Origin of the sequence: Sphingomonas sp. BAUL-RG-20F-R05-02, assembly GCF_022662305.1 — a bacterium.
Classification (GTDB): Bacteria; Pseudomonadota; Alphaproteobacteria; order Sphingomonadales; family Sphingomonadaceae; genus Sphingomonas.
Map to the genome: position 1 here is coordinate 24562 of NZ_JAKNQH010000019.1, position 6785 is coordinate 31346.

7 protein-coding genes and 1 pseudogene are annotated in these 6785 nt (G+C 53.1%); 1 reads left to right on the forward strand and 7 read right to left on the reverse strand.

What is annotated here, in order from left to right:
• Positions 1–56: 56 nt before the first annotated feature.
• Positions 57–920 (reverse strand): hypothetical protein, encoded by an 864-nt coding sequence (locus L8F97_RS20030; protein ID WP_242154167.1) that lies wholly within the window; start codon positions 918–920, stop codon positions 57–59.
• 57 nt (positions 921–977) lie between these two features.
• Here L8F97_RS20030 and L8F97_RS20035 point away from each other — a divergent pair, with 57 nt between their 5' ends.
• The gene (locus tag L8F97_RS20035; protein WP_242154169.1) at positions 978–1220 is read left to right on the forward strand and encodes an XrtV sorting system accessory protein; all 243 of its coding nucleotides are present in this window, start codon (positions 978–980) and stop codon (positions 1218–1220) included.
• On the opposite strand, the gene epsI is transcribed toward L8F97_RS20035, so the two are convergent.
• The 6 genes and pseudogenes from epsI to L8F97_RS20065 form a co-directional block, all read right to left on the reverse strand.
• Positions 1195–1926: an exosortase-associated protein EpsI, V-type gene (gene epsI, locus L8F97_RS20040; protein ID WP_313932072.1), complete on the reverse strand. Its 732-nt coding sequence runs from the start codon at positions 1924–1926 to the stop codon at positions 1195–1197. The genes L8F97_RS20035 and epsI overlap by 26 nt on opposite strands.
• Entirely contained in the window at positions 1911–2798 is an 888-nt protein-coding gene (gene xrtV, locus L8F97_RS20045; RefSeq protein ID WP_242154171.1) for an exosortase V, read from the reverse strand. Before xrtV ends, epsI begins: the two co-directional genes overlap by 16 nt.
• A gap of 274 nt (positions 2799–3072) precedes the next feature.
• A complete protein-coding gene (locus L8F97_RS20050) occupies positions 3073–3885 on the reverse strand; it encodes an SLBB domain-containing protein (protein WP_242154173.1) in 813 nt (270 codons plus the stop codon).
• 17 nt (positions 3886–3902) lie between these two features.
• Positions 3903–5132, reverse strand: a complete 1230-nt coding sequence (locus L8F97_RS20055; RefSeq protein ID WP_242154175.1) for an outer membrane beta-barrel protein — start codon at positions 5130–5132, stop codon at positions 3903–3905.
• A 246-nt stretch (positions 5133–5378) separates the two neighbouring features.
• Positions 5379–6353 carry a glycosyltransferase family 2 protein gene (locus L8F97_RS20060; RefSeq protein WP_409929070.1) on the reverse strand — a complete coding sequence of 325 codons (975 nt, stop codon included), beginning with the start codon at positions 6351–6353 and terminating at the stop codon, positions 5379–5381.
• A gap of 152 nt (positions 6354–6505) precedes the next feature.
• Positions 6506–6785: pseudogene (locus tag L8F97_RS20065) on the reverse strand (transposase); the annotation flags it as partial.

Sequence of the window (6785 nt, forward strand, 5' to 3'; positions counted from 1 at the left end):
TATGTGTCACAAAAGTGCGAATTAAGTTTCGATGTGAGTGACCTAATACCTTAACCTTAAGGCTTGCTCCTAGGTGCAGAAGGAGGCACATAGCCTTCAGCATAGGAAATCTTAGCTTGTTGGCGTAGCGCTAGACCACGCTGCTGAATAGCATCATTAGTTTGTTTCATAGCGATACGTTGCCGCGCGGCATCTGCTGCGGCGTCGCCGTCGAGAGGCATCGGCTTGCTGTCCGCAATGACATTAGCTGTAGAATTTGGGGAATTTAAAATAATAAGGGGTTCGCTTGGCTGTAGTGCATCCATTTTGCTATTCAGATCGTCAGGCAAACCGGCAGTATCAACCTGGGGTTGAGCGCGTGTAAATTTAACATTGTGACGCTGTAATACCACGATGACATCGTTTATTGTTTTGGCCGGCTTCAGCTCAGTAGCAACGGCCTTGTTTGGAAGTGGAAATGTCAGCTGATCAAGCGTAAGAACTCGGCGATTTGACGCAATGTCCGGGTGGTCATCAAGATACTGATTGATCTCGCTGGTAGAGATCGGTTGCCGAGCACTGGCAGCAATCTGCTGCGCAGCTTTCTCTGCAAGCATCAACTCGGTTGTTCGCCGCAGTTGCAATATGAAGTCTGGATTGTGGTCCATGCCTTGGGTTTTTGCATATTCTGCCAAAACCTTGCGATCGACCAACGTCTTAATCACCAAAGGTTGTGCCTGCTTACGCTCCCCAGGCGGCACGTTTGCCATTTCAAGTTGCAAGTCGCTGGTCGTGATTTCACCATCGTTAACGGTCGCAATCGTCTGCCCACTTGGCGCATTATGTCGGTTGCATCCGGCGGCGATCAACGGCAGTGCCATCGCTGCACTAAGGAAGGTCGTCCGGTAAAAGCGTCGGCCAGTATGGGCTTGTTTAGTCATTATCGTTATCGTTCCATGAATGCGACCGAATGAGGGTCGGAGGTTTAGGGATGTCTCATGCAGACAGTTTACGACTGGATTACTATCGCCGTTTTTGCAGGTCTGATCGTGCTGTTTTTGCAAAGGTCAACTGCTGACGTAGCTACCGATCGACTCTGGCAGTATTTGCCTCCGGCATGTGGATGTGCCTTTGCAAATTGGTTGGGCAACAAAGGTGAGGAGCTGCCCGCAATCGCGGTGCTCATGCTAGTGCTGGTATACATCTTTTATGTACTCAAACCGTTCCCATCGAAACGCTAGCCGGGCCGCCTAACAGAGCTCGGCCCGCCGGACTTGAGGCGGCGTAAAGTTCTGCGGCAAATCGAGTCAACCGTATCTTGGCATCTTCCGGGTCTGGATCAATCGTTGATAGTCTAATCAGGGCGCCATCGGGGGAGAGTCCTCGCAGATTTTGAAAAGCGAGAAACTGACGTTCCTCGTCCCAACTGCGCGGGAACTCGTTGCCTAACCTTGTCCAGTAAAGCACCTGTTCAATCCGCTCGTCTCGTTGAGTGCTGAGGTAGCGACCGTGTGGCGCTAGGCGGGCATTTAGTGGTATTGCAAGGGGTCGATCTGCGGTGATCGTAAAGCCAGAGCCAGGGTAACAAGATTCTGGTCGATGGACCATTAGCATGCCACTTTGGCTACGGTCGTAAGCAAGCACGAACATGATTGCCGCGCTATCATCGCTGCGCACGTAGGTGCGCATAATCTGATCTTCGTAAATTTTTGCGGCGGCTTGTTCATCGTCAGGCGGCATGACCACGTCGCCACCGGGAGCCGGTCCCCAAGGACCTACCCGCAGTGGAATTGCCTCGCCAATGTCACCATGCGGCACTGCAACGACACGGTTGCTGGGCGTTCGCACCCATGCAACCGCCGCTGTCAGCAGCATCGCGCCGCCCAAAAGTGCATCGCGCCGGGTTCTACTAGGAAGGACCTTTTGTTGCATCAGCCGCGCACCCATCCAAAACGACGGAATAGAGGGAACAGGGCCGCATCGATTCCAAATAACAGCGCTAGCGCTAACACAAAGGTACCAAGCCCAGCGGCATCGTGTACGAATCCTTCAACTACCCCCGTTCCAAACCAATGTGTTGCTAGCACCAGTCCCATGATACGAAACAAGTTCGTTAGCAGGGCGATTGGTAGCAGGAGCAGCGTAAGCACAGATGCGTAGCGGGGTTCGCTACCATGCCTTAGATAAACGTAGAACAAGCTAATCGCGCCGATCCCAATAAGCGAATTAAGTCCGGAGCACGCGGTTGCCACCAGCAATTGATAGCCATCAACCTGGATCATGGATCCTGAGTTTCCCACTGAAAGTCCGGCTGCTGACAACAGGTCAACGGAGATCTCGCTCAGTGCCATCTTTAACGGCCGCGTAGCCACGAAAAGCCAGTTTTCAGGCGGCGTTATAAGGAACAGCAGATAGACGAACGGAAACCACAGCCGTTTGAGCACCGTCCCGCCATATCGGAGGAACATCAGCGTTAGCAAAACAAGATAGAGCGAAAGGCTTTCGATCATCAAGATGCTGGTGATCCGACCAACTCCGTAGAGCGGCAGCGCTACCAAAAGCAACAATGCCCCCGGCCACAGCCGTTGGCGTGCGCCACTGCGAAGGCAGTCGCTTTCCCGCCACAACAGCCAGATTGCCGTTGCAAACACGATCGGCCCATGCGCGCCAGCTTCTGTAGACCAGCTCAGCTTAGCCAAACGAAAGAGAGTGGGTATGGCTAGCGCAGCAAACCCGCAGAGCAGAACGACATCTTCTAAGGCTGGCAGGCGCCAAGCGGTTGCTGGCGGCGATGGCGCCGGATTGATCGTATTCGCCATACCAGCCCTAATTCCCTCTTCAAAGCGGGTACTACAACACCGCCGCAAAACGCGCAAAATACTCACTACGCATCGGACGCTACGTTGGGACAGTCCGCAACCTCGCTTCTGTGCGCAATCGACGATGCCTATGTTGAAACGCTGTTCAGTTTAGTGATGCCGGTAGCTTAACGTCATTATGTATTTAGGCACTGGTCACCAGAGCGGCTTGACGTTGTTCTCCATCTCACTGCCAAGTTTACCGGCATCGCCGCTTCTGTGTGCCTGCGCTAGACTACAGGAATCGCTCATGGATGTAGATTGTATCGTTAGGCTGAACCGGGGCGTCTAGATCTGCCTTCTTCACTTTTTGATCACTGCGATAGATGGTGATTTTGTTTTGTGAACCAGCCAGCGTCGGCCCACCAGCGCGAGCGAGAACCTGGCGAAGCGTCATGCCGCTGCGGACGGTAAATGATCCTGGCGAATTGACCTGACCATAAACGAACACCACTGGAGCAACAGGGACATAAAGGGTATCTCCCGGCTGCACTGTCGTAGCGGTACTCAAGTCACCAGTCAGGCTATCGAAGGGGATGTGGTGCTCGACGGGATCGCCTCGGCGGCGCAAAATTACATAATCTGCGCCATCGGAGCGGCCTCCGCCTGCTCGGGCTACGGCCATGCCGACCGTCTGTAACCGATCAAGTGGGTAAATGCCGGGGCTACCGACCTGACCAAAAACGGTTACAACGTTGCTGACATACTGCGTGACATCGACGTTGACCGAGGGCTTTGTAAAATAACCGCCAGATCGTAGTTGGCCGGTGATCTGCTCAGCAAGCTGGCGCGCAGTCCGATCCCGCGCCTGCACTGCGCCCAAAAAGGGCAGCGTGATTGTGCCATCTTCCTTGATCCGCGTGCGAACCGCTTGGTTTTGCTGCTGACCAGGGCCGTAAATCGTCACTTCTACTTCATCATTGGCACCCAGCTCGTACCCATCGCTGGGTTGCATTGGGCTGACCGCAGCCATCGGTGTCGCGGTCTGAAGGGGAGCGTTCGCTAAGAGCGGGAGCGCGGCGACGGCAATCAGAGCGCGAAAGCGCATAGCATGTCTCCTAATCATCAGAAATTTGCACCAATCGAGCTTGATAGGGCAGTCGAGGTGTAGTCGTAGAGTGGATTGTCTGCCTTACGCCAACGATGGCTTAACGAGACGCTGGCACGCAGCCGGCGCGACAGGTTGTAGCTATAGCTACTTGAAACGGAACTAAAGCGATCGACGCGAACTGGCAATAAAGACGGAGTTAGGTCCTCACCACGGTAGTCGCTCCTTGACCGATTACCGGAAAGCCTAATATTGCTTTTGCCGCCAACCTGTAAAGTTCCTGAAAGTCCATAGTTTTCACGAATTACATAAGTAGCGCTAATGCCGTTCTGGTTGGTGACCTCCCGTATGCCTGTGCCACTAACCGTGAATCTAGGAATAGGTGACCAATCCACCTCCGCGTTATAAGACGCCCCAGCAAATCCAGCGACACCCCGACGTTTTGGGTCAGCCTTAGTAATGCCGCCAGAGGCACTGATCCGAACTCTTGGCGAAACTGATCGACTGAGTCCAAGGGTTAGGCTGTAAACATCTGTGTCGTCATTCACGCCTGTCAACTCGATAAGGAAAGGGCGGTGTAATTTTGCTACCGTACCACTTAGTGTTACAGTGCCTATACTTGGTTGAGCGTAAGCAACACCCAGGTTGCCAATATACTGCTTATAGTCGAAGAAGTGGGTTCGACTGCTGCTGAGCGACCTAAAGTTGAACCGCCCCACTGGAGAAAAACCAGCTCCACGCGCGCAACTCGCGCTCACACCATAGACTTGCGTCGTTGACACCGACCCCACCTGGGCCTGCGTATCATTGAGATCGTAACGGAACGTATCATAATTAGCTTGCGTTCTAAACGAGCAAACTGCGCCAACTGGCGCCTGTGCCGATCCGCTGAAGTCGATCCGACGTTGGTTTAAGTAACGGAAGCGGCTGTTGAAATCGTACCCCGCTGAACCGCTTACGCCGAGTGCTACGCGTCCAAACTGGCGACGGTAATTGAGATCGAGCCCAGGTGTTACGCGTACGTTATCGCGAGGGCCGCGTACTTCAACATAGCCTAAGGTATTTGTCTCATAAACGGTGCGGACACTAGGAACTAGCGCAAAACGAGGGCTATTGTCGACTTTGGTGGTGCTGAGGGGCGAGTTAGCTGGTACTTGACCTATTATAGAAGCTGCTGTTGGCTGACCCAACGGCGCGGTTTGCGCGTTTGCCTCGCTTGTTATGCCACCAACGATCCCGACTGCCAAAATCAGACAAGCGCTGCCTCGATACGGGCGACATTGCCTCCGTTCAGACGCGCAACGCGACAAAAGTCATACTCCTTGCAACCCCACGACCCATAATCGAATATGTCCATATGGTGTGAAGCGACTGCTGGCAACGGGCCGCGGTGCTCCAACATGTCTACGCGATCAGGCAGGATATATTGTCCGTTTTGGCGGAGCGATGACAGTGGGCGCAAAGAGAGTAATTACCAGGTTGTGAGTAAGCTTTTAGAAACGGCGTTTAAGCAAGCGTCGTTTAATTCGCCTTGCTGCGTCGCGCCAGTGAGTTGGAGATGCTAAATCCATTTGGAGGCCCTCAATAAAGCCGGCTCGACCTCTCCTCTCGTGCCAAGCGCGGTCCAGTTGAAGCCGTTCAAGGGATGACGCTCGGAGCTGTAGTGCTCGTACTACCGGAGGTTGTGCGGATACGTCTGGTTCAGATGCGACAGCGCGAGCACGCGATATCTGTCCACTATAATCAACTTGAGTCTTGCTCCATCCCGATTCTCGTCCAGTATATTTATAAAAGCTGTATTCCCGGCATATAAAGAAGCGAGCGCCCGCGCGGAGGGCTGAAAGCATGAACTCGAAGTCCTCTCCGTGGCGAACGGAAGTTAGGTACCTGACCTTATTGTTTTGCAAAAATTCCTTTCGAAATATAGGTTTGAGAAGGCCTAAGTCCGCGTCCTTAGCAAATGGACGCGCTCCAGAGATATAATCTACTAAGCTAATTAATTGTATGCGAGGCCTCTCTCGCAAGGATGGGCCAGATTCTCGTTGTTTTATGGGGTCGAAGTACACAAAATTGTCGGCGATGATATCAGCTTTCTCAAGGCGCGCTATATTTAAAAGTGTATGTAATCGGTGTGGATGATAAGCATCGTCCGCATCCAAGACTGCTATCCACAATCCCTTCGCTGCTTCAAACCCTGCGTTACGGGCTGCTGACGGCCCGCCGTTATTTTTTAATTGGATTAGTTGTACGCGCGAGTCTTGATGCGACGCTAACGTAACGATAGTAGCTGTTTTATCAGTAGACGCGTCATCAACAACTAATAATTCGAGATTGACGTTGCTTTGTTTTAAGACAGAGTTGATAGCGCGATGAATGAAAGCTTCCGCGTTGTAAGCCGCCATCACTACGGATACTGTGGGTCCAATAATCCCGGTTTCGACTTCTTGCCCGATGATAACCTCCTGAATTAAGGGTCAGCTGCAGCGCCTAAGGCGGTTAACATCAGCGAGTTTCCATGCGCAAGCCGTGTTGGCACCGACATGTCAGCGGTCCATACGAGCCTCCTACGCAGATGGTCCTTACCGGTCTGCGGACAACGTGTGTGGGCGGCGGTTGAATATTACGCCGCCATTGCCTGGATGAAGCGTTCGCAGAAGATAACGGCGGCTGGGCCTTCGCCATGAACCACTCATGTGGCGGGATCTTGCATTCTTTTCCGACCGGTTCAATATCAGGTAAAGCAGGTTGGTAGCGGCCTCATTGTTGGGGAAGTGACCCCTGGCTCGACCGCGCGCCGCGGCTTCAAATTCAAAGCCTCTACTGCGTTTGTGGTATAAACGATCTGGCGTACCTCGTCGGGAACGCAAAAAAACGGGATGACCTCGGCCCAGTTGCGGCGC

Excerpts from the sequence above, each read along its gene's own strand:
- L8F97_RS20050 (WP_242154173.1), bottom strand. The coding sequence starts at position 3,885 with ATGCGCTTTCGCGCTCTGATTGCCGTCGCCGCGCTCCCGCTCTTAGCG.
- xrtV (WP_242154171.1), bottom strand. The coding sequence starts at position 2,798 with ATGGCGAATACGATCAATCCGGCGCCATCGCCGCCAGCAACCGCTTGG.
- L8F97_RS20030 (WP_242154167.1), bottom strand. The coding sequence starts at position 920 with ATGACTAAACAAGCCCATACTGGCCGACGCTTTTACCGGACGACCTTC.
- epsI (WP_313932072.1), bottom strand. The coding sequence starts at position 1,926 with ATGGGTGCGCGGCTGATGCAACAAAAGGTCCTTCCTAGTAGAACCCGG.
- L8F97_RS20035 (WP_242154169.1), top strand. The coding sequence starts at position 978 with ATGCAGACAGTTTACGACTGGATTACTATCGCCGTTTTTGCAGGTCTG.